This is a genomic window from Xylanibacter caecicola (genome assembly GCF_013166515.1).
GTDB classification, from domain to species: Bacteria; Bacteroidota; Bacteroidia; order Bacteroidales; family Bacteroidaceae; genus Prevotella; species Prevotella caecicola.
This window is the reverse complement of record NZ_JABKKJ010000021.1, coordinates 1-26677: the sequence shown is the minus strand read 5'-3', so window position 1 is coordinate 26677 and position 26677 is coordinate 1. Positions and strand designations below refer to the sequence as shown.

The window sequence follows — 26677 nt, the reverse complement described above, 5'->3', positions numbered from 1 at the left end:
AAGCCACAACCAAGACAAGAAGACAAGCCTATAACCCTTAAAACAATGTAAGAGAATATAGATATACCACAGCCGCCGGCATTGCCATAAGCGACGAGTCAAACCTATCCAGCATACCACCGTGACCGGGAAGTATTGTGCCGCTGTCTTTTATTCCGAGTGTCCGCTTAAAAAGGCTCTCGACAAGGTCGCCCCATGTGCCGAACACCACCACGACAAGTCCGAGACCGAGCCACTGCGGAACAGTCAGAACATCGGCACCGTTATCCACGGCACATGTACCTACTATCCATGCGGCAACCATCACCAGTACGGCACCGCCTATGCTGCCTTCCCAACTCTTTGCCGGACTTATGCGCGGAAACAGCTTATGACGCCCTATCAGCGAACCCGTGCAATACGCGCCGGTGTCGTTGGTCCATAGAAATACAAATATGCTAAGCGGAATAATATAGTTAAAACGTATGCTCCCGTCGGCAGCGGCGTTGAACGCCAGCACATTTATCATCGACAGCGGCAACGCCACATACATCTGCCCGAGCATGGTGTATGCCCAATCGTTCACTGCATTCTCGTTCTTCGCATACAGCTCGCTTACGAACAGATATACTAATGTGAGCAGATACGGAATGAACACTGCCCCCGTCTGTACAAGTCCGCTACAGAAACCGCCCACGGCAAGAAAGAGATATACACCCGCCACAGTGCCGATAAAACGGTTTACGGTCACACCTTTCACACCGTTTACAAGTCCGCCGTATTCCCACATCGTCAGTCCCGTCACCAAGGCAAAGAGCACTTCCATTGCAAAGGCATCAAGAAAACATGTCACTATGGCTGCCACAAACAGCACTCCCGTTATACTTCTGGCTATCAGGTTGCCCAACTTGCTTTGCTTATCCGACATATCGTGCTCCTCTCCTATTCTTTTTCCCGGGTTTCCTCTACACTGTCTGCTGACACTTCGCCTTCATGTTCCTCTGTTCCACCGACAGTACTCTCTTGCTCATTCATTATTTCCTGCGAGCGGCTAACCCACTGACGCTTGCCGAATATATTCTCCACATCCTCGGCAAATATCACCTCACGCTCTATAAGCAGCTGCGCCAGTTTGTTGTGTCCCTCCTTATGCTCGGTCAGCAATCGCTTTGCACGCTCATACTGACTGTTTATCATCTCCAGAACCTCATCGTCCATCACCTTTGCCGTGGTTTCCGAATAAGGTCGCTGAAAGTTATATTCATTATTATTATAGTAACATATATTAGGCAGCCTGTCACTCATTCCGGCGTATGCAATCATGCCGTATGCACTCTTTGTCACACGCTCCAGATCGTTCATGGCACCCGTGGATATATGCCCCGTAAACAGTTCCTCGGCAGCACGCCCGCCAAGTGTGGCACACATCTCGTCAAGCATCTCCTCCTTTGTGGTTATCTGCCTTTCCTCCGGCATATACCATGCGGCACCGAGAGCACGTCCGCGCGGCACTATCGTCACCTTAACCAGCGGATTGGCATGTTCCAGGAACCATGATATCGTGGCATGACCCGCCTCGTGCAGGGCTATCGTGCGTTTCTCGGCAGCCGTCATCACCTTTGTCTTCTTCTCCAGTCCGCCTATTATCCTGTCCACCGCATCCAGAAAGTCCTGACGCTCTACAGTCTTCTTGTCGTGACGTGCAGCTATCAGAGCCGCCTCGTTGCACACGTTGGCAATGTCCGCTCCTGAAAATCCCGGTGTCTGTCTCGCCAACAAGTCTATATCCAACGACGGATCCGTCTTCACCGGCTTCAAATGAACAAGGAATATCTCCTTACGCTCGTTAAGGTCGGGAAGATCCACATGTATCTGCCTGTCGAAACGCCCGGCACGCAACAGAGCCGAGTCGAGCATGTCCGCACGGTTCGTCGCAGCCAATATTATCACGCCGCTGTTTGTCCCGAAACCATCCATTTCCGTAAGCAGCGCATTCAGCGTGTTCTCGCGTTCGTCGTTTCCGCCCATTGCCGGATTCTTGCTGCGCGCCCTTCCAACGGCATCTATCTCGTCTATGAATATTATACACGGTGACTTCTCCTTTGCCTGGCGGAACAGGTCGCGCACGCGGCTTGCACCTACTCCGACGAACATCTCCACAAAGTCCGAACCGCTCATGGAGAAGAACGGAACACCCGCCTCTCCTGCCACAGCCTTTGCAAGCAATGTCTTTCCCGTTCCCGGAGGACCAACGAGAAGAGCACCTTTGGGTATCTTACCGCCAAGTTCGGTATATTTCTGCGGGTTCTTGAGGAACTCTACTATTTCCTGCACCTCCTGCTTGGCACCCGCCTGTCCTGCAACATCCTTGAATGTCACGTTCAGCTCGCCGCCTTTCTCATACATCTTTGCCTTGCTCTTACCTACGTTGAACACGCCGGAACCTCCGGCAGAGCCTCCTCCCATGCGGCGCATGAAGAACAGCCATATAACCACAAGGAATATTATAGGTCCGAAACTGATGAGTATGTTCATGAAACTGTTGCCCTGCTTGTTTTCGTATGTGAACTCGCCGGCAAACTTACCCGCCTTGCGTTCCAGGTCAATGAAGTTCTCCACATTCTCCACACTTCCGAACTCGACATTCACGTAAGGTTCCTTACCGGTCTGATCGGTACCCTGACGGAACACTGTCCTTATGTGTTCGGGCTTTACATACATCTTCAGCTTGCTCTCATCCTTGTTGACAACAATCCTCGATGCGTATCCCTTGTTGACATATTCCTTGAATACAGTATACGATACCGGTCTGCTCGCACTTCCGGCTACGGCGTCGCCACCTGCAAAATATACCGCAAGCAATCCTACGATAACAAGACCGTAAATCCAATTCATGTTGAACTTAGGCATCTTTGGAGTCTTATCCTTTTCCATTTTCTTCCATATCGGCATCCGCCCGCCCCGTCGCCTGCTGTCATCTTTAAAACAACGGTACGGCACATATCGGCATCCGCCCTTTATATAAATAAGTAATAAATATTAAAAATACGATTGTATGAACCGGGACATCAGTCAAGATCCGGAACATTCACCAACGGCGCATCCATCCAGAGATTTTCAAGATTGTAGAACTCCCTTGTCTCCGGCAGGAAAATGTGAACTATAACGTCCGTATAATCCATCGCTACCCACTGCGCCTGTCTCAGTCCGACAACATTCACGGGTTTCTCTCCCGCATTTATCCGTGCGCTTTCTCCCACTGCATCGGCAATAGCCTCTATCTGTGAGGGCGAATTTCCCTCGCATATAACAAATCTGCTGCATATCGCCCCGTCAATTTTCGAAAGGTCGGCAACGGTTATTCCGCGTCCTTTCTTCTCCTGTATACCCTCTATTATTGCCTTAACTAACTTTTCTGTCTGTTCCATTAAATAAGCTGTTGTTATGGCGCAAAGGTACATTGATTTATCGTAAAACCACGAAAAAGCACCTCTTTATTTGAGTTTTTTTAGAAAAAAACAAGAAAAACTATTGCAAAGAAAAAAAAATATAGTACCTTTGCACTCGCAATCAGCCGTAAAGCACATTGCAAAAGATATATTGGGATATGGTGTAATGGTAACACTACAGATTCTGGTCCTGTCATTCTTGGTTCGAGTCCGAGTATCCCAACACTGAAAAAGGCTGTCTGAAATCGTTTCAGACAGCCTTTTTTCGTTCTCAACGGATATCCTTTATATCTTCTATATGGGCTATTATCTCTTTGTATTTGCGCTGTATTTTGAAGTGCATGTGCATGCCCATGATGCCACCGACAAGTCCGCCGATTGTTCCTCCTATGGCTCCTACGTATCCGTGGTCTTTTTCCAAAGTCTCAATCAAGAACCATACAAACCATGGTATTACTGTGGGAATGGAATATTTCAGCCAGTCTGAGTCTCTTTTCTTTGCCTTTGCCACTTTCAGTCCCGCTTCAATCATGTTATCGCCAGAGTCAAACGCACTGTCCAAAACCCTCATATTATAATAGGTGTATATTCCGGCTATAAGCATAAAGATACTCGTAACGATGCCGAAAGGCAATGAAAAGCCTATATGGGGCATCAATATCAGGTTGTATGGAATCATGGTGATGCACATTATCATTACGATTCGGTATTTCAGTTTTATCCTGTGCGACTTGTCTTTCATCGCCATCCTTATCATATTATCGCTGATTACGGTTTGTTTCTCAAGCCTGTTTTTCAACACGTCCAGTTGCAGACGCATATTCTCCATTTCGTTTGTTGTTTCCATTTCTTGCAGTTTTAATTGTCAGACATTTTCTTTAATTCTTCCTTAATCCTGAACAGACGTACCGAAACGTTCTTGGTACTGATACCCACCACGGCACCAATCTCTTCGTAACTCATGTTCTCGAGCCACAACAGCACTATCGCCCTGTCGAACGGCTGGAGCCTGCTTATCCGTTTGTGCAGCATGTTTATCTGCTTTGTCTCACGGTCATTGTCCTCAAAAAGAGCAATGTCCATGTCATGGATATTACATCCGGCTCTTCTTTTCTTCCTGTCGGCGGATATACATGTGTTAAGTGTCACCCTGTAAATCCATGTCCTGATGTCGCTCTGCCCGTTAAATCCAGGAAGTCCGCTCCAAATGTTTGCAAGCGTTTCCTGAAACAGGTCGGCAACCTCGTCGGCATTTTTGGAGAACATATAGCATACGGTATAGATTATGCTCTTGTGTGTTCTTGCAATCTGCGCAAATTCTGTTTCTGATACATTCATGATGTCTGTTCTGTTGATTAATCTCTGCACGTTAGACGCAGAACAGTTCGAAAAACTACAAGAAAATAGGAAAAAATGTCTGTTTTGTCTTTTGTTAATAAGGAAAAGTCTACAACAATGGTGAGAGAAGTCTGACAACCGACTCCCACAGACGTTGCAGATAAGGTATGCGTATGTAGTTCATGGCATCCTCTATAGGCACGCACTGCTCTACATCGTCCATGAAAACCTTCTTCAGACGAAGCGCCGTCGCCTCGTCGTATATAAAGACATTTGCCTCGAAATTGTTCTCAAAGCTGCGGAAGTCTACGTTGGCAGAGCCGCACGAAGCCAGAGCATCATCGCATACGAGCAGCTTGGAGTGGTTGAAACCGGCTTTATAAAGATATACCTTCACGCCCGACTCCACTATCTCCGACACGTAGGAGCGGCTTGCCCACTCTACAAAACGCGCGTCGGCGTGCATCGGTATCATTATGCGGACATCCACACCGGCAAGCGCGGCGATACGCATTGCAAACATTACAGGCTCGGTGGGCAGGAAGTAAGGTGTCTCCATATAGACATATCTGCGTGCCTCGAGCAATATGCGCACATAGCCCTGCATGATGTCGGGCCACTCGCTGAAAGGGCTGTCGGTGACAACCTGCATGAGACAGTTGTTTTCCGGCGCTCCTTTAAGTTCCGGATAGTAGCACCTGTCGGTGATGAGCGTGCCCGAGACAAAGCACCAGTCTACCATGAAAGCGCGCTGAACACCATATACGGCGTTGCCCTCTATGCGCAGATGGGTGTCGCGCCACGGCTGCGAACCGGTGCCTTTGATGTAGCGCATGGCTATGTTCATGCCGCCGATAAACGCCACCCTGCCGTCTATCACGCACAGTTTGCGGTGATTGCGGTAGTTCACCTTGCTTGTGAAAGCCGGGAAACGTACGGGCATAAAGGGATATACCTCTATCCCCGCCTCCTGCATGCGGTCGAAGAAACGGTTGTCCACGTTCCAGCATCCCACGTCGTCGTATATCACGCGCACCTCCACCCCGTCGCGTGCCTTGTCCATAAGAGCGTCTGCAACGAGATTTCCCAACGGATCGTCTTCAAAAATATACGTGTCGAGATGTATGTGGTGGCGCGCTCCGGCTATCTCTCTCAGCAACGAATGGAAATATCCGTAGCCGTCGGTATATATGTCGGTGGCGTTGTCTTTGAAGGGCAACGCCCAACTGCGGTTGGTAAAAAGGTTTATCAGAGAACGGTGGGTCTCCGGCACGTACAGGTTTTTCTGTTCAACAAACTCCAATACCGAGCTTTTTGTCAGCAGATCTATGTTGTGCTCGCTGAGATACCTTTCACGTCGTGTGTTCTGTCCAAAGAAGAAATAAAGCACAATACCTATCACCGGCAGGAATATCAGCGCCATTATCCACGCCACGGTCTTGGCGGGCTGGCGGTGGTCCATAAGCACCGCCACAATGGCAGACACCGTCACCACTATATATATAAGATATGTCAGCCAGTGAATGTATACCATACGTCATACTATTATTTCGTTTCCCAGTTCCTTAGCTATGCGGTTTCTAAGGTTCTGAACCTCCGTGTATTCCTTCATCAGCGGCATCAGCTTCTCCATGTCGCTGGCGGCAAGCGCCATTTCTTCGCGCAGCCTGCCGAGACGTGTCTTGACATAGTCCATGCGGAAGTCGAGCACCATGTGAACCACTCTGTTGCGCAGGCTGTCCTCGTCTTCCTGCACCTGCATACTCTTGCTCAACTGGAAACGATCGGCTGCCATCTCCGCCGCAATGGTGCTTATTCCGATATCTGGATGACGTGTGAAGTAAGCCTCTGCCTTGAAGTCGGCATCGGCACTGTGCTCCACTGCCTCCGCCAGTATGCGGTTGTACTCTTCGGAGTGGAACGAAAGTCCGTCGGCACCGAGGTCATAGCTTATGTATTGCGCCACATTAAGGTCGGTTGTCCCGCCGTCTTCGGTCTCCACATTGCGGTATATCGTCATCTCTCCGTGTCTTACAACCGCCTGCACCAGCATATATTCCACCTTTGATGCCTGCACGTCGGGCGTGGCAGGGCGCAGAGGTTCCTGCGGCTTGTCGGCAGTGCGTGCCTCTTCGCGTGCCGTCTCCTTGCGTTTTTCCTCCTTTCCGCTGCGTATGAACTTGTTCATCGTGCTAATGAGCGTCGCCTCGTTTATGCCTAGACGGTGGGCGCAATCTTTAATATATGTGGCGCGTACAATCTGGTCGTTTATCACCGACACGCTCTTGACGATGCTGTTTATCGCCTCCGAACGCTTTATCGGGTCGGTGACACCGCGCAGCATGATGTTTGTCTTGAACTCTATGAAATCGGTCTGATGCTCTTCTATATATTCGCGGAAGCCCGATGCCGAGTGGTTGCGCGCAAAGCTGTCCGGGTCTTCGCCGTCGGGCAGCAGCAGCACCTTGACGTTCATGCCCTCGGCAAGCAACATGTCGGTGCCGCGCATGGCGGCATGTATGCCCGCCGCATCGCCGTCGTAAAGCAAAACTATGTTGGCGGTGAAGCGTCTCAGTATGCGTATCTGGTGAACACTGAGCGCCGTTCCGGAGTTTGCCACGACATTCTCTATACCGCACTGGTGCATAGATATTACGTCGGTATATCCCTCTACCATATATACAAGGTCTTCCTTGGCTATCGCTCTCTTTGCCTGATATATGCCGTAAAGCTCGCGTTCCTTATGATATATGTCGGAGTCGGGCGAGTTGACATACTTCTGCTGCACGCCCTTGGTACGCGAATCGAGCAGACGTCCGCCGAAGGCACACACCTTTCCGCTGACGTTTATCCACGGGAATATCACTCTTCCGGCATAGCGGTCGGACAGTTCGCCGCCGTCGCGACGGTAGCAAAGTCCCGTCTTTACAAGATATTCTTCTTTATAACCTTTTAATGTGGCTGTATTTGACATTGCCGTCCGCGAGGGAAGGGCAAAGCCCAGACGAAACTTTTGTATGATATCGTCACGGAAACCGCGGCTGCGGAAATACTGCATGCCCACGGCTCGCCCGTCCACATCGTTAAGAAGCACATCGCTGAAATAGTCTGCCGCCCACTCGTTTACAATGAACATGCTCTCGCGGTCGTTCTGTTCGCGCTTCTCTTCATCGGAGAGTTCCCGCTCGCGTATCTCTATATGGTATTTGTTTGCCAGCCAGCGCAGTGCCTCGGGATAGGTCATCTGCTCGCGTTCCATGACAAATCCCACCGAATTTGTGGTCTTTCCGCACGAGAAACAGTGGCAGATACCGCGCGACGGCGACACATAGAACGACGGCGTGGTGTCGTCGTGGAAAGGGCAAAGCCCCTTGTAATTGGCTCCGACCTTACGCAGTGAGACAAACTCGGACACCACGTCCACAATGTCAGCAGCATCCATTATACGGTCTATCGTCGCTCTGTCTATCATCGCAAGCCTTCCTGTTGTTTATAAGATTATTGTGTAAAAAAGAGTAACATGCGGATTTTGCACCTTACAAAGGTAAAAAATAAATTTGACGATAAGGCTTCATAATATTACAAAGAATGTAACACGAGACATTTTAATATACTTTTAGGGTTGTTAATAATTTCGTTTTTATTGACTGCGGCAAATCTCATTCTACGCGGAAAAAGCACGGAAAGAGGACTGCCGACGGGCTTTAAAGAAGGCGAAAAGGCGGTTTTTGAGGCTGAAACAGCGCACTTCGGGGTGTAAAACACGGCACTTTGTGGCGTGATATGCCGCCTTTCAGCATGCAATATGCCGTGTTTTGCAGTGTGATATGCCGTATTTCACAATCCGAAGGCATATACTTGTGATGGCGGCAAGGCTGCATTCAAAATATAACCAACTGATATACAAACAATTACACACAAAAGAGCAAAATATGATGTTTTTCGTATGTTTTGCCGGCAAAAGGCAATCCGCGGTCTGCGACGGGCAAGAAAATGTTAAAAGCGCTCCGGAAACGGGTGTTAATATCTGCCTTGAAGGCATCTAAAAACATTGCCGGCACAACGGCATGTACGCCACACGGAAATGCACAACACAAGGGGTGATTGTGCATTTTAACCTTTTTTTCTTTGTGACAATACAAAAAAAGTGTATTTTTGCATTATATATACTATCTTAACAACCCGTATCCGACGGCATGTCTCATGAGATTTAAAGTCGCCGGAGGGTGGCTTATGAAAACATTACATTATACTTTTAATATATGAAATTGAAAATCATCGTGCTTGCAAAGCAAGTACCCGACACAAGAAATGTCGGAAAAGATGCAATGACTGCAGAGGGAACGGTCAACCGCTCGGCCCTGCCTGCAATCTTTAACCCCGAAGACTTGAACGCTTTGGAACAGGCTCTGCGCCTGAAAGAACAAAATCCCGGTTCGACAGTTGGCTTATTGACCATGGGTCCTCCACGTGCGGCAGAGATTATCCGCCAGGGACTTTACCGTGGTGCCGACACGGGCTGGCTGCTCACCGACCGCCTTTTTGCCGGTGCCGACACGCTTGCCACATCGTATGCGCTCGCCACAGCCATTAAGAAAATAGGCGGTGCGGACGTCATTATAGGCGGACGCCAGGCGATAGACGGCGACACGGCACAGGTGGGACCGCAGGTTGCACAGAAGTTGGGACTGTCTCAGGTGACATATGCAGAGGAAATCGAGAAGTGTGAGGACGGGAAACTGACCATACGCCGCCACATAGACGGAGGTGTGGAAATGGTGGAAGCACCGATGCCTATAGTGATAACAGTGAACGGAAGTGCGGCGCCATGCCGTCCGTGCAACGCAAAACTTGTGATGAAATACAAGCGTGCCACCGTTCCCATGGAGCGTACCGAAGGCATGGAATATGCCGGTCTGTATGATGAACGCCCTTATCTGACACTCAACGAATGGTCGGTAGCCGACATCGACGGCGACCCGCAGCAGTGCGGACTGAGCGGTTCGCCCACAAAGGTAAAGGCTGTCAAGAACATCGTGTTCCAGGCAAAGGAGTGCAAACGGATAAGCGGATGCGACTGCGACATAGAGTGCATGATGAAAGAACTTCTTGATGAGAAGATAATCGGATAAAAAAGAAGGAGAAAAGGGACTTGAAAGGAGATAAAGGAAGATAAAAGAAGATAGAAGAAGATAAGGGACAAATGCTGATGACGCGGACTTTCGAAGACATATTGGCTTGGCAAAAGGCTCATGAACTTGTTATCAAAATATACAAGATAACAAGAACTTTTCCTGAGACAGAGAAGTTTGGCTTGTGTCAACAGTTCCAACGCGCAGCAGTGTCAATAGCAGCCAACATCGCCGAAGGGTATAAAAAGCTGGGCAAGGCAGACAAACTTCGCTTCTTCAATATATCGCAAGGCAGCCTGAAAGAGTGCAGATATTACTGCATTTTGTCAAAGGGCCTTACATATATCGACGAAAATACGTTTCATAATCTTGTCTCTGAAATACAGAATACGAGCTTTATGCTAAACGCATATATAAAAGGGGTGGTCTGCAATAGCTACATAAAAGACTAATGTCTCATATCTCCCCATATCTTCCCGATATCTACTCATATCTTCTTTACCTAAAAAATAAAAAAACAATGAACAACGTTTTTGTATATTGCGAGATAGAAGGCACCAAGGTACAAGAGGTATCTCAGGAGCTGCTCACAAAGGGCCGCAAGCTGGCCAATGAACTTGGTGTGGAACTGCATGCCATTGTTGCCGGAACGGGCATCAAGGGCGCGGTTGAGGACCAAATATTGCCTTACGGCGTGGACAAGCTGTTTGTATTCGACGGCGAGGCACTGTTCCCTTACACGTCGGCACCGCACACCGAAATACTCGTTAACCTCTTCAAGGAGGAGAAACCACAGATTTGCCTTATGGGAGCAACCGTTATCGGACGCGACCTCGGACCGCGTGTATCGTCATCGCTTACAAGCGGACTTACGGCAGACTGTACACAACTGGAGATAGGAAGCTATGACGACAAGAAGTCGGGCAATCACTATGACAATCTGCTTTATCAGATACGACCGGCATTCGGCGGCAACATCGTTGCAACAATCGTCAATCCCGACCACCGTCCGCAGATGGCGACAGTACGTTCGGGCGTGATGCAGAAAGCCGTTTACGAGGGCGAGAGCCGCAAAGAAGTGGTTTACCCGGAGGTTGGCAAGTATGTGTCTGACGCCGCTTATGTGGTAAAGGTGCTCAGCCGACAGGTCGAGGAAGCTAAACACAACCTGAAAGGTGCGCCGATAGTTGTTGCCGGCGGTTACGGAGTAGGCTCAAAAGAAGGCTTCGACCTTCTGTTCAAGCTTGCCAAGGAACTTCACGGCGAAGTGGGAGGATCGCGTGCAGCTGTGGATGCAGGCTGGCTCGACCACGACAGACAGATAGGACAGACAGGTGTGACGGTTCATCCCAAGGTTTATATCGCCTGCGGCATAAGCGGACAGATACAGCACATCGCCGGTATGCAGGACTCGGGCATCATCATATCCGTGAACAGCGACCCCGACGCTCCTATCAACAAGATAGCCGACTATGTAATCGTGGGAACCGTGGAGGATGTTGTGCCGAAGATGATAAAGTATTATAAGCAGAACAGCAAATAAGTGCATGACAATAATAAAGTAACAAACATTTAACAAGACAGATAAATGGCAAATTATTATACAGACCATCCCGAAATAGAATTTCACCTTAGTCATCCGCTTATGGAGCGTTTGGTGGAACTGCGTGAGAAAGGATATGCGGACAAGGATGAACATGCCGATGCTCCGGTAGACTACAACGATGCCATAGAGAACTACAAGAAGGTTCTTGACATAACCGGTGATGTCGCCGCAAACGTTATCGCACCGAACTCAGAGGACGTGGACCTTGAAGGACCGCATCTTGAAAACGGACGCATGATTTATGCTTCGAAGACTTTTGAGAACCTTGACGTTACACGCAAGGCGGGTCTTTGGGGTATCAGCATGCCGCGCCGCTACGGCGGACTGAACCTGCCCAACACAGTGTTCTCGATGCTTTCTGAAGTGATAGCAGCTGCCGACGCCGGCTTCCAGAACATCTGGAGCCTACAGAGTTGTATCGACACTCTTTATGAATTCGGTAACGAGGAGCAGCGCCAAAAGTATATTCCGCGCATCTGTGCGGGCGAAACGATGTCTATGGACCTTACCGAACCGGATGCCGGTTCCGACCTTCAGCGCGTAATGCTCAAGGCTACGTTCGACGAAGAGAACAACTGCTGGCGGTTGAACGGCGTAAAGCGTTTCATCACCAACGGCGACTCGGACATCCACCTTGTGCTGGCACGTTCGGAAGAGGGCACACACGACGGTCGCGGTCTTTCCATGTTCATCTACGACAAGCGTGACGGAGGAGTAGACGTGCGTCATATCGAGCACAAACTCGGTATACACGGGTCGCCCACATGCGAGCTTACATACAAGAACGCCAAAGCCGAACTGTGCGGAAGCACACGCATGGGACTTATCAAGTATGTCATGGCGCTTATGAACGGTGCCCGTCTCGGCATCGCCGCACAGTCGGTGGGTGTAGAGCAGGAGGCTTACAACGAGGCTCTGGCATACGCAAAGGAGCGTGCACAATTCGGAGAGAAGATCATAAACTTCCCTGCCGTATATGACATGCTTTCGCGTATGAAAGCGAAACTCGATGCCGGTCGTTCACTGTTGTATCAGACAGCACGCTACGTTGACATCTACAAATGTCTTGAAGACATAGCACGCGACCGCAAACTGACACCGGAAGAGCGTCAGGAACTAAAGAGATACACACGTCTTGCCGATGCCTTCACGCCTCTGGCAAAAGGTATGAACTCGGAGTATGCCAACCAGAACGCATACGATGCAATCTCCGTTCACGGCGGTTCGGGCTTCATCATGGAGTACAAGTGCCAGCGTCTTTACCGCGATGCGCGTATCTTCTCTATATACGAGGGTACGACACAGCTTCAGGTTGTAGCTGCAATACGCTACATTACCAACGGTACATACCTCTCGATTATCAAGGAGATGCTTGAAAATACCGTTGCTGCCGAATTGCAACCGCTCAAGGAACGCACCGCCGCCCTTGTAGAGAAGCTCGAAGAGGCAATCAATACGGTGAAGGAAGCCAACAACCAGTGTGTTCAGGACTTCCTTGCCCGTCGTCTCTACGAAATGACTGCCGACGTGATAATGTCGCTCCTCATACTCGATGACGCAACACGTGCACCCGAGCTGTTCGCAAAGAGCGCAAACGTATATGTACGCCATGCAGAAGCAGAGGTGAACGCACACCACTGCTTCATCAAGAACTTCCGCGCCGAAGACATCGAGTTCTACAAGGCTCAGGAGAAAGAGGCAGAAGAGGCATAAGTAACATTATCCTTGTAAAAAGGAGACTTGTAAAATAAAAAATCATCCGCTATGCAGCGACATCTCATTGTGAATGTCGTGCATAGCGGATGATTTTATGACAGCCGGCGGCGTCAGTCTTTATTGACAAAGTCGCTCATTCCGCTCTTTATACACATGCCCAGCCCTATAATGCCGATAGCAATGATAGCCGCTTCTTTCATTCTGTTCATAATAATAAGTTATTGGTTAGTGCCGTAAATTTAATACAAGTAATGACAGAATGTACACACCCGCAGAATTATTTATGCTATATTACGATTTGTTTGCCTTGGTAAACAACATGTTTCGCTACCGTGCAAGAGTGTCACAGCAGCGAAACATGATAAAAAGAGATTGCCTCCAACCGGCTACGGTCTTATGTCAATATTGGGGAAGCGTGCCGTTATCTGTGCCTTTTCGTCATCAGACATCTTGCCATGTATAATGAACTTGTCTATCTGTATACGGTCCATCCACTCCGGCAGGGACACTTTGTCAATGAAATAGAGTTCAAGATTGCTCATATACTTTATCTTCGACAGTATCGGCGGGACTTCTTTTACGCGCAACGAAAAGTGGTTTTTCTTCATATCCTGTATTATTTCGTTGTCTGTATCAGCCACGCGCACAAGCCAACCGATCTTCGGTGTCAGGGCAAGCGTTGTGCTGTCTTCCTCTACTCCGACAAAACCGGACCACAGTTCCATCGGCGTTTCTGTCGTCGTACCCTCGAATACTGAGATATAACGGAACGGTACTTTCACCATTTCCGGCAGCATCTTTGTAAGGTTGGTCACCTTTCTTACACGCTTGCCGTCTTCATTATAGGGGAAGAGACGCAGGAACCAGCCGTCGAGTATGGTAGGTTTCTCGGAAGAACACAGTCCGCCGCGCATCCTGTCAGGGTGGTAAAGCGTAACCATGTCTTTCCAAAATCTACTGTTAGGACGCCCTTCCGACGCTTTCACGAACTCGCCAAGCACGGGCTTAACTCTGCCTATCCACTCTTCCATACCATACTTCTCAAGCTCACAGGTCTTGTCAAGCACCCGTTTCCAGTCGTCGGACGTGCCTGTAAGCGTTATCTCGGGTATTCCGCAGGCAATATATATCACGACATAATCAAAATAAGACTTCATTACATCCATCACCGTAATGCCCGATGCGATGCGTTCCACCGGTCCGGTGGTAGTAAAGTCTGCAACAAATGTTTCTGCTATGCTGTCTTTTGTGTTCTCGTTTATCTGCCTTAAAAAGTCCTCCATTATTCCCGACCAGTCGGCTTCTTCGTGCAACAGGCATTTCTTTGTCTGCACAACAAGGCTCATCTTTCCGTTGTAATCAACAAACTTGTTGCGCAACGCCTCGCTGTTGTTATTGAGATAATGGCTGAATACCTGGCAGATGTGAAGCCATATCATGTCGGGAGAAAGAACAAGCGGTCGGTGTTCTGCATACGCCTGGACGATACATTGGAACAGAACATCCTGTCCCATTGTCTTGAAAGAACAGTCCTTGAAACTTGATGCGACGTACCCACTATCGACATTTGCGGCTTTGTATTTATCCAAAAGATACTTTGCGATATAGTCACCGTCTTCATTATCCCAATACTTTGTACGTTGTGGAGCCGGCAAGTTCTCGTCAACGGCAAACGTTATACTTCCTTTCTTCTTGCTTATAATCCTACACTGAGGGTCGGGTTCCTGCGCTTGTATCAGTAAGAACATGGCAATGCAAGACAATAGTATTAGAATCTTTTTCATAACTCTTCTATAGTTTAAGATGTTTCTTTTACAAAGATAATACAAACCGAGTGCAATGAAACTTGTTTCTTATTGCCGAGGTGAAGCTTATCTTATACAAAGATAATGCAAACCGAGCGCAATGAAACTTGTTTCATATTGCCTAGGTAAAGCTTATCTTATACAAAGATACGCATAAACAGACTACAATGTCACAGTTTATCGGTTTTTTATTGACATTTGTCTATTTATTATAGTATATTTGCAGAAAAGTAATACCACGGACACCCTGTCTTTTAAATAAAGCAATGTAATTACATTGTCGTTTGAAAGGAACTGCTTTGAATTAACATAAACATTCATATCAATAAAGTTATACAAATGAGTATTATAAAAAAGTATCTGCCGTTTTTCACCTTATTATTATCGTTACCGCTGTCGGCACAACAGCCCGTTGCAGAAAAGCCCCGCATCCTAATAAGTACGGACATTGGAGGAACAGACCCCGACGACAATCAGTCGATGATGCACTATCTGCTTTACTGTAACGAGTTTGATTGCGAAGGACTTGTTTCATCTCCTTCATTTGGAGACGGCAACAAGAGCGAGATACTGCGCATGATTGACCTTTATGAACAGGACCTGCCCAAACTGAAAGAGCACAACAAGGAAGCCAAAACGCCCAACGCCTTCTATCCGTCACCCGAATATCTTCGTTCGATAACAAAACAAGGAAGACACGGAGCAGCCCCACTGGCGGGGTATTCCACGGCAACAGAGGGATCGGAATGGATTGTGCGCTGCGCCAACAGAGCCTCAGACCGCCCTTTATACATCCTCGTATGGGGTTGTCTTGACGATGTAGCACAGGCGTTGCATGACGCTCCGGAGATTGCAAACAATATACGTATATACTGGATTGGAGGACCAAACAAGAAATGGGGCATCAACGCTTATGTGTATATAATTGAGAACTTTCCCGATATATGGATGATAGAAAACAACTCCACATATCGCAGTTTCATTGCCAAATATAAACAAAAAGACCGGTGGAACGGCGGTTTCTACGACTATTACGTTAAAGGATGCGGTTTTCTCGGAGCCGATTTCTACAATTATCTGCATGGAATGCCTAAGCTCGGAGATACTCCGTCACTGTTGTACATGATGGACAGCGACCCTGCCAATCCGGAAAAAGACTCGTGGGGCGGAAGCTTTGAACGCTACAACTACACTCCAAGACATGTGTTTCACCATACAACCACGGCAAAGGACACGGCGCAAATATATTCTATTATAGAATGGCACATAAAAGGTTCCGTTTGTAAGAAGCTAAGTATTGGTGACGAGTGTATCACCTTAAACATTGCCAACCAGAATTGGCGTGGATATTATCTCGGAAACGGAAACTATGTTGTAAAATACAGCACCTACAAAACGGGAACTCAACCGTATTCCATAACCTCCGAAATAAAAGGCTTCCCTATACAAAACGGCTATATTACAATAGACAATGCCTTTCCCGGGAAACATCTTGACACAAACTACACTGTAGGAAAGCAATGGTGGTCCGACAGAACAGGTCCGACACTATTTCACGACGGACATCAAGGTGCTGCAACCATATTCAAGTTCCGTAAAGATATAATCGAGGACTGGGGCAAACGATGTTCGTGGCTAAAGAATATCAACAAATAGATATTCTTGTTTTTAATACTATATCGTAGACAAGTATACCGTTGTCAAAACATATTATCCAACAAACGGTTTATAAATATGATGTAATGAAAACAAGGATAAAGGACGACAGTCTTATAATATGCAACAAAGCATGCATCTTTTGTCGTCCTTTATCCCTATATTATCTCCTCTATCTTCTTTTGGCATAAATACCCTCAAGATATCTGAGGATAGTTTCCACGCATGCAGCGCCCAATGCCATAAAGAACAGATCCGACCAACAGAGTTCTTTACCCATCATTACATAAACCAAAAGCAGTCCGATAAAGAATAATGCCGTCTTCAGAATAAATCTTATAATCTTGTTCATAGTTGTAAATATTATTTCCCGCCGGTTTGTCTAATGATTGCATGGCAAACCGGCAAGTGCAATATTACGAAATATTTTTGAAAAAGACTTCCACCGATATATAAAATTTATGTACCTTTAGTTCTGTATAGCCGGATGTATAGCCGGAAATGCAGCATTACCTGTCATTATTCGAGAGTTACACGGAGTTGTCTATCGCCCGTCATAAACACGAAATCCCCCGGTTCAAGTCTCCAACGACCGTCATAGCCCACAAAAGCCAAATCGGAAGCCTTAAGATGAAAACTGACTGTTCTTGTCTCTCCCGGCTGGAGTTTCACCTTGACAAAGTCACGAAGACGACGTCCGTCAGGCACCATACTTGCCACAAGGTCACTGCTGTAAAGCAATACGCTCTCCATGCCCTCACGTTGTCCCGTATTCGTCACGTCCACCGACACCGTGAGCGTATCATCAGCATGGAACACTGTTTTGTCCACACAAAGGCGGCTATATTCAAATGTAGTATAGCTCTTGCCATAGCCAAAGGACCATTGTTGCGTAACCCTGGCATTATAGTCGTAGGCTCCCGCCATGGTCTTTGACTCCTGACTGCGCTTGAAATCGTAGTTGACAAGCGAATTTATCTCACTTGGATAAGTGAACGGCAGCTTACCGCTGAAATTTGCATCGCCCGCCAACAAATTCGCCAACGCATCTCCGCCATAGTTTCCCGGAAGCATTATATCCACAACGGCATCAACCATAGGTTCTATGTCTGCCAACAGCCGCGGGCGCCCTTCGTTCAATATCAGCACCAGCGGCTTGCCCGTGGCAGCCAAAGCCTCGACAAGTTTCTTTTGTGAAAAAGAAAGGTTCAGATCGGAAAGATTACCCGGTGACTCACAATAAGAGTTCTCGCCTATACAAGCCACTATGATGTCAGCTTGCTGTGCGGCAGCCACCGCCGAAGCTATGTCATGTGCATCTTCTTCATAGTACTTACCCTTTTCACTATAGGTGACTCCCTGGCAGAGCTTCACGTTGTCCTTGCCGAACTTATCAGCCAAAGCCTCATATATAGTGTTATACTGCGAGGCAAATTCATCCGTTCGATGTCCCTGCCATGTGTAGCTCCAACCGCCGTTGAGACAACGCATCCGGTTGGCATTGGGTCCTGTAACGAGCAAGCGCTTGCCTTTGGCAACGGGCAGCACATCTCCCACATTCTTCAATAACACCATGCCTTGCTCAGCGGTCTCCACCGCAAGGGCTGCAAATTCTTTGTCGCCAAACTTTGGATAGTCCTTAAATTTCTGAACAGGACATTTAAAAAGTCCGAGGCGATATTTCATACGCAACACGCGCCGTGCCGCATCGTCTATACGGCTCTCGGGTATGCGTCCTTCTTTTACCAGTTGGACAATCAAGTCACAGGCATCGGCATTGTAAGGCTCCATTATCATGTCTATTCCGGCATTGATAGCCATTTGCAGCGCATCTTTCTTGTCGTGCGCCACCATCTCGCGAGTAAAGAGATTGTTTATATCCGCCCAATCAGTAATAACCACACCGTCCCAGCCTGTCTCTTCCTTGAGCCATGTCGTAAGCAGCTCACGGTTGGCATGTACCGGCATACCGTTGACTGAAGCAGAATTAACCATTACAGACAATGCTCCCGCGTTAATGGCAGCAAGAAATGGAGCAAAATGTTTTTCACGCAATTCAGCGGGAGCGATATAAGCAGGTGTACGATCCTTACCACTGAAAGGCACGCCATAGCCCAGATAATGTTTGAGCGAGGTTCCCACGTGCCAACGGTCTATGCTATCCGGATTCTCTCCTTGGAAGCCCAACACCATCTCACGTCCCATAACAGCATTAAGCAAACAGTCTTCGCCGAAATTCTCATACATACGAGACCAGCGCGGGTCACGTCCAAGATCGACAGTAGGACTATACGTCCATGGAACACTGACAGCACGTGTCTCATAAGCCGTAGCCTCAGCCATCCGGCGCGCAAGATCTCGATTAAAGGTAGCAGCCACATTGATATTTTGCGGAAAGAGAGTTCCACCCTGTATATACGTCGAGCCATGGTTCTGGTCAAGACCAAAGATACAGGGAATACCGAGAATTCTCATGGAAGCCTCCTGTATCTTCGCCATATAACTTTCCCACTGACGTGCCGTAGGTGCTACAGTACCCGGAGCATTAAGCAACGAGCCAACCTTGTACAAAGAGAACAGTGAATCAAGTTTATTACTGTCTATCTCAAATAAACCTTGTGCATTGGTAGTGCCGACTACATCAATGACAACCTCCATCATCTGTCCTACTTTTTCTTCCAATGTCAGCCGGCACAACGTGCTATCTACCCGTTTTTCCAAATAGGCAGAAGCACCTGCCCTGATTACAGCAGATCGAAAAGTACCGACCTCTTCCATAGCAAGAGCGGTTGTCTTCGCTCCTACGAGAGAAGCAAAGACAACCGCAAAAGCAAGGAAAGAAATCCTTTTTAACCTTATCATGTCAACTATTCAACTGTGATACGTTTCAATGTATAGCCGTCACCGACAAAGAGGAAACCGTCCTGCTGTTTCATCAGCTCAATGGAGAAATCCGTCATTACATATTCCAGCATCTGATCGCCGGATATCATGATGTCTCCACGTTCCGGATCGGACTTACCGGTGAGAATGTTGTTCCACCATGCAGTAGTGGCAGTACCCTGACCGTTACCGCTTACATAAGCACGAAGAATTGTTCCGTCTTTACAATAGTTAATCATTGTGGTCTTCATCTCGTCGAAAGGAGTACCCCATGTCACATTGAACGAACCTTCCCATATTGTCTCTTCCTTTACGGGATAAGGATCGGTGGTCACTGTAATCTTGCCGCCACCGTAACTGTTACCCTCGGCATCCTTAAGCACCAGACGATAGTCACCCAGTGCGGCATCGGAAGGAACGACAAAACGAAGCACATCGCCGACTACCGACACCTGAGAACATTCATAGCCGCCCATAGACACAGAAGCGACTTTTTCAAGATTACTGCCATGTATGGCTGCTTCGGCACCGGGAGCCAGCCAACGTTCTTTCTCATTGTTTCCAAGCGTAGGATCGCCCTCACAAGGCAACACGACAAGTCGTGTGGTACGCGAGGTCTCCTTACCCTTAGTAGTCGTAGCAACAATCTTCAACAGATAATTGCCAGCCAGAACAAACTGGTCTATTGTATTGCCCTCGGCTATTTTCTCGCCGTCGAGAAGCCACGACACCGTGGTATAATCTACCGGTGTGGCGATAACTGAAAAATTGAATTTGGCATCGCGGTTTATCGTCAGCAGCGTTCCCGGCTCACCGTTACTCCATTCGGGAATGTCAGTGTTGAGAATGCGCGGCGAATCATTCTCTGTTGCCGTGAAGATCGGGTCATCGTCCGAAGAGCAGGCGGTGAACACCATTACGGACATCAGCATCAGCAATGTTCTGCACAGACTCTTTATTGATATGTTAGTTTTCATAATATGAAGTTTAATATGGTTTTTAACAATGGTTTATTTATAATTACCCTCATTGGCGTCCCACCAAACACGTTTGTGCCAGTCGTCGGTTCCGCCGAGACGTTCAATAGCCTCATTATAATTAGCGCTGTTGTACTGAGCCTCCAGTTGGGGATATCTCAGACGCGTAGGTGTGGTAAGGTTGTCGTCATCATAGGTGAAATCGCTTGGGAACTTATCAAGTTTGTTACGGTCCTGAAGCACAGGATAGTCGGAACGGCGCAGGTTAGCCCAACACTCGGAAGGATTTGTAAGGTGCAACATCCATGCCTGGGTGTTGATTGCTTCGCGGGGATTGGCATCAAGTTTGCCTGATGCAAGTACAGACGCCACGTAGCTGTCAATCTCGTCGTCACTTATCTTGTTACTTTTCAGATAATAGTTGTTCATAATCCGCATTGTTGCTTTTATACCTTCAACGAAGTGACTTTCAACTGTGCCTGGTACGTTCCAGCCTTTCGACTTTGCCTCAGCCAACAGGAATTCGGTTTCCGCCGACGTTATCAATATGCCGGGGCACGCAGCCTGACAGAAGTCGATTGAATAGGCAGGACGCATCATGCGGGCAGGATAGTTGTTCTTGTCATAACCGGCATCGGGATCGGATTTCACGAGAGCATCCAATGTCGGGATTTCCGAATTGGCAGGAGCATTCACCCAATTGTTCCACCATGCGGCACCGGGATTGCAAGGATGTACTACGTCACCTATCCTGTCCAGATAAGCATAAACCTCGTCGGTTACATCCACATTGCCCTCATAGTCGGCTCTAATCTCACTGCGTTTCGTATTGATATAGTGACGGCAGATACGCTGAAGACGCGGGTCATTGGTCTCTTTCATCATGTTGTAGAATGTAGAACAGATGAAAGAGGGAGACGTCGGATCCTGTCCATAGAGTATTTCACCGAGAGCATTAACACGGAAATCAAGATCATTGGCTCCGTCATAAAGCGTGAACGGGTTATCACTATACTTGATATAGGCATTGTCGGCAGCATCGGTAATATAACCGCCGGCAGCCGTGAGAGCCTTCTCGAACTCCTCTTGTGCCTTTTGGGGATTTACATCCGAGATACGCATTGCGAAACGCATGCGCAGCGAATTGGCATAACGCTTCCATGCGTCGGGGTTTCCTGCCATACTGGTAACATCACCTGTGATGCGGTCCGTACCCGTACCGAGCTGTTCTGCACAAGCCGCCAGTTCAGTAAAGAAGAAATTATATATGTCCTCCTGCTTGTCATAACGTGGGTTTGGAATGCCTTTCAAATATCCTTGACCGGCTTCCATACACGGTACATCACCGTAAATGTCGGTAAGAACGGATATCATATATATATAATGTATGCGCAACACAGCATTGAGATTGGGTTTGTCGGTACTGTTGGCTATGGCATCTGCCAGGTCCTTGATACCTATTGTATAATAGCGATCCCATACTTTCGAGCTTTGATCGTCTTGGGCATGTACGCTGCCTGCAAAATTGGAGACATTCCAACCGCCTGCAAACTGCTGCGTGAAACCGGTGATATAACTGCGGAAAGTGTCCATGAAGCTAAAGTCACCGTAGGTTTGCAACAGTGTCGTGGTAAGCAACGTGTTGGGGTCTCCGTCTTTCGACTTGGAGCCATCGGTGTTCATTTTTTCCATATAGCTGTCACTGCAAGAAGTGAAAACACCACCTATAACCAAAGCAGAGAACAGCAGGATAAATATATTCTTTTTCATCTTATCGGTTTGTATTTTACGTTTTTCCTTTTATTATTCACTCAGAACTTGACGTTCAGATTGAGACCGTAGCTTCGACGTGAGGGCAGTGAACCGTACTCAAGTCCAAGACCGGATGTGTTGTAACCTGAATCCGGATCAATGTTCGGTATGTTCTTATACAAGATAAACGGATTACGGGCCACAAACGACACGCTGAGTCCCTTGACATACTTACCTAACATCTTCTCAGGGAATGTGTAGCCGAAAGTTATTTCACGGCATTTCACGTATGAGTTGTCATATACGAACATACTCGGAGCACTGTCGGCAGCGCTCTTCCAGTAGGCTTCAGGATTGACAGGGATATCGTTGGGACGGTACGTTCCGTCACCGTTGTCGATAACGCCGGGAGCTATAAAGCCTTTGCAATTGCCAGATGCGCGCCATTCATCAATGCCCATGCCGGCAGCCTTGCGGGCTTCTTCGGAAGCATACCATTCCTCGCGCCCTGCAAGAGTGCCTACAGCTTTACCTGTCTGGTAAGCCGAACGCATCGACATCGAGAACAAGTCGGCACCCACTTTGACATCGAATGACGCGGAAAGACGGAAGTTTTTGTATGTGAACGTGCTGTAGAAACCGCCTGTCCAGTCCCAAGATGCATTACCGATAGTAGTTGTCTTGTCGGACACTTCAGGCATACCGGTGTTGCCGTTGATTATCACCTGACCGTCTGCGGTGCGTTTGAAATCTTTGCCAATGATAGAACCGAAGTTCTTGCCCACTTCCGCTCCGACTGAAACGCCGCACCATGTAGCCTTTTCAAGCTCGAAATAATCCATACCGTTGACCAGTGACTTGACCTTATTACTATTCTTCGAGAAGTTAACGCCCATGTCCCATGCGAAGTCTTTAATAGCCAACACACGACCGTTGAGGGCAATCTCTATACCCCTGTTCTGAATGCTTCCGGCATTGACAAGGCGCGATTCATAACCACTCGTGGAAGATGACGCGAGACGGATGATCTGATCCGTGGAGTTCTGATCATAGTAAGTGACATCCAATCCGAGGCGGTTGTTGAAGAACTTCATCTCCAGACCGAGTTCATAAGATGAGGTCATGGTAGGACGAAGATCCTTGTTGGGCTGCACCGTGTTGCTTATCATACCCAAAGTAAAGCCCGGATAGGAATATTTAGCAGTGGTATATCCAAGATCGAGTTGGTAAGGATCTGTATCACTACCCACCTTTGCCCACGATGCACGTACCTTACCGTAGTTTATTATCTTCTTGTTCTCGATGAATTCCGAGAACACTATACTTGTCGAAACAGACGGATAGAGATATGTGTTGTTCTTTATAGGCAGCGTGGAAGACTTGTCACCGCGCAACGTACCTTCGAGATAATAAGTGTGACGATAGCCTACGCTTGCACTTCCAAACAAAGAGTTTATCTGCTTGCGATAAGGATCACGGCGAATGTTTTGCTCACTATAGTTCATTATAGAAACCATGTCCTTCATCTGCTGGTTAAGTCCCGTAAGCGTGGTAGTCATGTTATTAACCTTAAAAATGTTGCCTCCGACAGTGGCATTGAAATCGAAATCGCCCCAATTGTTGTTGTAGAGGGCAAGCAGTTCGGCATTGAGAGTACGGTTGTTGAATATCTGATTGGTCAGTTTACCCGGAGCAGTACCCGGCGTAGTACGGCAGATGAAGTCCTCAAACTCCATGTTGTTGATGTCAGTACCTACCGTTCCTTGCAGTTTGAGGTGCTTGTCGATGTTCCAAATAGCCTTTGCGGTGAGACGGAACACATCTTTCTTGGTGGTGTTGACGTTCTTGTACAAATCCCAATACGGGTTTTTGTTGTACTGATCGTTACCGTTCCAGTTCGCATAATCTCCGGTTTCAGTCTGATAGTGTTTAAGCCATGCCTGATTGTATGTGCTTGCCAAGGTCATGAGGTTCTTACCGACATTGCTCTTCGAATCGCCTAAGGCGGGACGGTTCTTTACATCCTCACAAGTATAATTGGCAGTAAAGTCGAAGTCTACGGGACCTGCCGAGGTGTTAACGCGCAAGTTGAAGTTGTCGCGGCTCATCTTTGTGTTAGGCAGAATGTCGCGATTACGCATGTCGGTTGCCGAGAAGCGCACGCCTGTCTTGCCGGAATTTACGGAAAGAATAGCCGTGTTCTGTGTCGTGAAACCTGTACGAAAGAAGTCTTCAACATTGTTTGGCCATATCTGGAACGGACGTTTTACGCCGTCGAAATATTCAACCTCGTAATTGTCGGCCTTAGGTCCCCAACTCATGTTTGTACCTGATGAAGCGGTGTCTAAATACTGACCACCGTTTCCCATACCATATACCGACTGCACATCGTCCCATTTCGCAAGCTGCGTATCTACGGTGAACGAGCCATTGTACTCAACGCTCACCCTCTCTTTCTCGGCTTTCTTCGTCGTTATGAGAATAACACCGTGAGATGCGCGGCTACCGTACAGTGCCGAAGCAGCCGGACCTTTGAGCACCGTCATGGTCTCGATATCATCAGGGTTGATTGCCGAGATACCGTCGCCGAGGTCGTAGCCCCCAGCCAGACCTGCGCTACCGAAATTTGTATTGTCCAACGGCACACCGTCGATGACATAAAGAGGTTGATTATTACCTGTCATTTCCGTGTTACCACGCAGTAATACACGCGTGGAACCGGATGCACCTCCAGCCGTCTGCTGCACTACAAGACCTGCCACCTTACCGCTGAGCGAGTTTATGACATTGGTCTCCTTTGCCTTCGTAAGTTCATCGCCTTTGACTTCCGACACGCCGTAACCCAATGCCTTACGGTCGCGTTTTATGCCCAAGGCTGTCACAACAACATCGCCCAAAACTTTACCGTCTTCTTCGAGGACAATATTCATTGAGGGCAACGCTTTCACTCTACGTGTCTTATAACCCACATAGCTGATTTCAAGAACATCACCCACATTGCACTGAAGTGAGAAGTTTCCGTCCAAATCGGTTATTGCACCGGCAGACGAGCCTACCACTTTGACCGTTGCGCCGATGACCGATCCCTGCGCGTCAGAGACTTTACCTTTCACTGTCTGCTGCGAAGGTCCGGCCATAACTCCGGTCTCCGTACCAAGAGAAGCAAGGGCTTCGCCCGGCATCAACATCATACCTGCTCCAAACAGGCACAACAATAGTTTTCGATAATTCATCATTGATGTGATTATTAAGTTAATAAATAATTTTCTTACCGTTCTCTATGATAAAACCCTTCTTTTGGTCACTCTTCATCTGTATCCAAGAGACATCAAGAAGATGGGAAACGGCATACTCGGCACCGGCAATCATACTGCCGGTGACATGCATCACAGCACCAGCCGGAACTGACGCCCAGTCTGTAAAGGGGATTTCAAAGCGCTTTCCCCAATCATTAATGGCTTCTGCAAACACAACTGTCTCTGCCGAAGCCGTAAAAGGACAGAACGTGGCTATTGCCACAAGAATTTTTGTAAAGAATTGTTTCATTGTATTTTATTTGATTATTAACGATTTCAGATGTCAATGGTTAAAATTGTCATATATATGATATACTATTGATTAATGGTTCTATAATATAATTTGATATCATTTAATTACCACGAAGTTTTCATCTCTCTGATTTTCTCGGTAGTGAGCGGATAAACAAACATGAGTACCACCATCAATACAGAAATGGCAGCAGGAATGTAACTCATGGCAAGTTTCATACCACAAATGGCATCTGCTGTCTGATTGACTGCATTGGGTTGAAGACCGAAAGCACTGAAAAGCACCAACACCGCCGAACCGGCAATGGCACCACCAAACTTCTGAGCCATGGAACCGGACGAGAAAATAAGGGCAGTGGATGCCGTGCCATGCTTATAATAAGAGTAATCTGCAACATCGGCATACATACTCCATACCAACGGACTGACAACCCCCGTGAAAATGCTGATAACAATCTGTAAAAGCAACATGCAGACAAAGCCGCTATTAGTAACAGGCAAATAGAAGAATGCTATGCTCAATATGCCCATCATAACAGACGAGAACAGGAATGTCGTCTTCTTTCCCAAACGCTTGCTCAACGGCATAGCCAATACCACACCCACCATATTGCAAACCTCACCTATTGCAAGAAAAAGACCGGCAAAGAAAAAGAAAGAGGCAAAACCAAGGTCAATGGATGTATCTGCACCAATATAATATTTAAAATCATTGCTGTCCCATTAAAATCCAAAATAGTTCTTTGAAATGTTTGAAATTTAGTTAGTTACAGAGATTTTTCGAGCGCGACGATTTCACGACGATTTCATTTGATACCTTTGCCGCCTATAACAAA

The 26677-nt window shown here is 47.6% G+C and carries 20 protein-coding genes and 1 tRNA gene; 6 read left to right on the top strand and 15 right to left on the bottom strand.

The genetic code is table 11. The annotated features are described in order from the left end of the window. Nucleotides 1-37: 37 nt before the first annotated feature. From HPS54_RS10375 to rsfS, 3 genes are all read right to left on the bottom strand, one after another. On the bottom strand, nt 38-907 hold the full coding sequence (locus HPS54_RS10375; protein WP_172345383.1) for a phosphatidate cytidylyltransferase: 870 nt from the start codon (nt 905-907) through the stop codon (nt 38-40). Between the two features lie 14 nt (nt 908-921). Further along, nucleotides 922-2913, bottom strand: a complete 1992-nt coding sequence (ftsH, locus tag HPS54_RS10370) for an ATP-dependent zinc metalloprotease FtsH (RefSeq protein WP_172345382.1) — start codon at nt 2911-2913, stop codon at nt 922-924. Between the two features lie 134 nt (nt 2914-3047). After that, nucleotides 3048-3407: a ribosome silencing factor gene (gene rsfS / locus HPS54_RS10365; protein WP_172345381.1), complete on the bottom strand. Its 360-nt coding sequence runs from the start codon at nt 3405-3407 to the stop codon at nt 3048-3050. A gap of 173 nt (nt 3408-3580) precedes the next feature. Between rsfS and HPS54_RS10360 the strand changes: the two genes are divergently transcribed. Next, a tRNA-Gln gene (locus HPS54_RS10360) sits at nt 3581-3651 on the top strand. 48 nt (nt 3652-3699) lie between these two features. Here HPS54_RS10360 and HPS54_RS10355 read toward each other — a convergent pair. The 4 genes from HPS54_RS10355 to dnaG all read right to left on the bottom strand — a co-directional run bounded on the left by HPS54_RS10355 (nt 3700) and on the right by dnaG (nt 8238). Further along, nucleotides 3700-4275: a hypothetical protein gene (locus HPS54_RS10355; RefSeq protein WP_172345380.1), complete on the bottom strand. Its 576-nt coding sequence runs from the start codon at nt 4273-4275 to the stop codon at nt 3700-3702. Nucleotides 4276-4286: 11 nt separating this feature from the next. Then, the gene (locus HPS54_RS10350) at nt 4287-4766 is read right to left on the bottom strand and encodes an RNA polymerase sigma factor (RefSeq protein WP_172345379.1); all 480 of its coding nucleotides are present in this window, start codon (nt 4764-4766) and stop codon (nt 4287-4289) included. Nucleotides 4767-4875: 109 nt separating this feature from the next. Further along, the gene (cls, locus tag HPS54_RS10345; protein ID WP_172345378.1) at nt 4876-6300 is read right to left on the bottom strand and encodes a cardiolipin synthase; all 1425 of its coding nucleotides are present in this window, start codon (nt 6298-6300) and stop codon (nt 4876-4878) included. A 3-nt stretch (nt 6301-6303) separates the two neighbouring features. Then, the gene (gene dnaG / locus HPS54_RS10340) at nt 6304-8238 is read right to left on the bottom strand and encodes a DNA primase (protein ID WP_172345377.1); all 1935 of its coding nucleotides are present in this window, start codon (nt 8236-8238) and stop codon (nt 6304-6306) included. A 790-nt stretch (nt 8239-9028) separates the two neighbouring features. On the opposite strand from dnaG, the gene HPS54_RS10335 reads away from it, so the two are divergent. The 4 genes from HPS54_RS10335 (at nt 9029) to HPS54_RS10320 (ending at nt 13217) form a co-directional block, all read left to right on the top strand. After that, on the top strand, nt 9029-9898 hold the full coding sequence (locus HPS54_RS10335; RefSeq protein WP_172345376.1) for an electron transfer flavoprotein subunit beta/FixA family protein: 870 nt from the start codon (nt 9029-9031) through the stop codon (nt 9896-9898). A gap of 77 nt (nt 9899-9975) precedes the next feature. Further along, nucleotides 9976-10350 (top strand): four helix bundle protein, encoded by a 375-nt coding sequence (locus HPS54_RS10330; protein WP_172345375.1) that lies wholly within the window; start codon nt 9976-9978, stop codon nt 10348-10350. A 68-nt stretch (nt 10351-10418) separates the two neighbouring features. Further along, the gene (locus tag HPS54_RS10325) at nt 10419-11441 is read left to right on the top strand and encodes an electron transfer flavoprotein subunit alpha/FixB family protein (protein ID WP_172345374.1); all 1023 of its coding nucleotides are present in this window, start codon (nt 10419-10421) and stop codon (nt 11439-11441) included. A gap of 45 nt (nt 11442-11486) precedes the next feature. Then, on the top strand, nt 11487-13217 hold the full coding sequence (locus HPS54_RS10320) for an acyl-CoA dehydrogenase family protein (protein ID WP_172345373.1): 1731 nt from the start codon (nt 11487-11489) through the stop codon (nt 13215-13217). Between the two features lie 389 nt (nt 13218-13606). On the opposite strand, the gene HPS54_RS10315 is transcribed toward HPS54_RS10320, so the two are convergent. Next, nucleotides 13607-15004 carry a DUF4419 domain-containing protein gene (locus HPS54_RS10315; protein WP_172345372.1) on the bottom strand — a complete coding sequence of 466 codons (1398 nt, stop codon included), beginning with the start codon at nt 15002-15004 and terminating at the stop codon, nt 13607-13609. Between the two features lie 360 nt (nt 15005-15364). Between HPS54_RS10315 and HPS54_RS10310 the strand changes: the two genes are divergently transcribed. After that, nucleotides 15365-16681 carry a DUF1593 domain-containing protein gene (locus HPS54_RS10310; RefSeq protein WP_172345371.1) on the top strand — a complete coding sequence of 439 codons (1317 nt, stop codon included), beginning with the start codon at nt 15365-15367 and terminating at the stop codon, nt 16679-16681. A 172-nt stretch (nt 16682-16853) separates the two neighbouring features. Here the strand turns inward: HPS54_RS10310 and HPS54_RS10305 are convergent, their stop codons facing one another. From HPS54_RS10305 to HPS54_RS10275, 7 genes are all read right to left on the bottom strand, one after another. Further along, a complete protein-coding gene (locus HPS54_RS10305; protein ID WP_172345370.1) occupies nt 16854-17033 on the bottom strand; it encodes a hypothetical protein in 180 nt (59 codons plus the stop codon). Between the two features lie 167 nt (nt 17034-17200). After that, on the bottom strand, nt 17201-19459 hold the full coding sequence (locus HPS54_RS10300; RefSeq protein ID WP_172345393.1) for a glycoside hydrolase family 3 N-terminal domain-containing protein: 2259 nt from the start codon (nt 19457-19459) through the stop codon (nt 17201-17203). 89 nt (nt 19460-19548) lie between these two features. Beyond that, complete coding sequence (locus tag HPS54_RS10295; RefSeq protein ID WP_172345369.1) at nt 19549-20541, bottom strand: hypothetical protein; 993 nt, start codon at nt 20539-20541, stop codon at nt 19549-19551. A 33-nt stretch (nt 20542-20574) separates the two neighbouring features. Beyond that, nucleotides 20575-22311 carry a SusD/RagB family nutrient-binding outer membrane lipoprotein gene (locus HPS54_RS10290; RefSeq protein WP_172345368.1) on the bottom strand — a complete coding sequence of 579 codons (1737 nt, stop codon included), beginning with the start codon at nt 22309-22311 and terminating at the stop codon, nt 20575-20577. A gap of 41 nt (nt 22312-22352) precedes the next feature. Then, nucleotides 22353-25526 (bottom strand): SusC/RagA family TonB-linked outer membrane protein, encoded by a 3174-nt coding sequence (locus tag HPS54_RS10285; RefSeq protein WP_172345392.1) that lies wholly within the window; start codon nt 25524-25526, stop codon nt 22353-22355. A 19-nt stretch (nt 25527-25545) separates the two neighbouring features. Further along, nucleotides 25546-25839 (bottom strand): hypothetical protein, encoded by a 294-nt coding sequence (locus HPS54_RS10280; RefSeq protein ID WP_172345367.1) that lies wholly within the window; start codon nt 25837-25839, stop codon nt 25546-25548. Between the two features lie 107 nt (nt 25840-25946). Then, entirely contained in the window at nt 25947-26519 is a 573-nt protein-coding gene (locus HPS54_RS10275) for an MFS transporter (RefSeq protein ID WP_287229282.1), read from the bottom strand. Between the last annotated feature and the right edge of the window lie 158 nt (nt 26520-26677).